Annotated in this window: 2 protein-coding genes; both read right to left on the bottom strand. The window is 63.2% G+C overall.

The window, feature by feature from the left end:
* Positions 1-102: 102 nt before the first annotated feature.
* The gene (locus tag JNB89_RS31290; protein WP_262928055.1) at positions 103-225 is read right to left on the bottom strand and encodes a hypothetical protein; all 123 of its coding nucleotides are present in this window, start codon (positions 223-225) and stop codon (positions 103-105) included.
* 41 nt (positions 226-266) lie between these two features.
* Entirely contained in the window at positions 267-647 is a 381-nt protein-coding gene (gene crcB / locus JNB89_RS30770; RefSeq protein ID WP_013339595.1) for a fluoride efflux transporter CrcB, read from the bottom strand.
* Positions 648-936: the final 289 nt, after the last annotated feature.

Genomic DNA, 936 nt, shown 5'->3' with positions numbered 1-936 from the left:
GGGGCGAAGGGGCGAAGGGGCGAAGGACTGAAGCGAGCAGAGCGGTCAATTCACCCGCGGGAAACCAGCTGCGGCCGAAAGGGACCCGGGCCGCCCCAAAAGTCACCAAACGCGGAACGAGCCTGATTGTGGCAATGCGAAAACCGTCATCGGCAGGATCGCGCCGGAGTGAATGGCGATTTCGTCGGCGGCGCGGTCGAGGACGCCATCATGGAAATGCTGCACGACTTCCGCGGAAAACGCGGAGAAGGTGGGACGAGGCTCACTTAACGCGAAATAAGCGCCACCGTGGCAATGCCGAGAACCGTCATTAGCAGGCTCGCGCCGACGTGAATGACGACTTCGCCGGCGGCCCAGCCGAGGCGGCCCTCCTGCAGATGCTGTACGACTTCGGCGGAAAACGTCGAGAAGGTGGACAGTCCGCCCATCATGCCGGTGATCACGAAGAGCCGCCATTCCGGCGCGATTTGCGGCGCGCGCGCAAAACCCGCCACCGCCACGCCGATCACATAGCCGGCAATCACATTGGCCGCAAACGTGCCGAGCGGCAACGACGGAAACAATGCGTTCAGACGAAGGCCGAGAAACCAGCGAAACAGCGAGCCGAGCCCGCCGCCGATAGCAACCGCGAATATGGACCAATACATGAGTGAGATCCGGTAGAAACCGGGGTCAACAAGCCGGGCTGAGCGGGCAGACACGATGCCGCTTCGAGGCAGATCCGAAAGCGGGCATTGTCAGCGCGAGGCAGTTAATGGGTGAATTGCGTCCAGGAGCGCTGCTGGCAAAACCGACGGCGCCCCACTGCAGAGTGCAATCTGCAGCGCGCAAGTCTAGCACTCGCGGCTCTATGGGGACAGGTCTGCAGGAGCCGCACAGCGGATTCTGCGCAGGCACCAGACGCGCGACAGGAGCCCCAAGCCCCAAGCCCCAAGC

The sequence above is a fragment of the Paraburkholderia phenoliruptrix genome, assembly GCF_019511605.1.
Lineage (GTDB): Bacteria > Pseudomonadota > Gammaproteobacteria > Burkholderiales > Burkholderiaceae > Paraburkholderia > Paraburkholderia phenoliruptrix_A.
The sequence above is the reverse complement of the archived record's forward strand: the minus strand, read 5'-3'. Positions and strand labels throughout refer to the sequence as shown.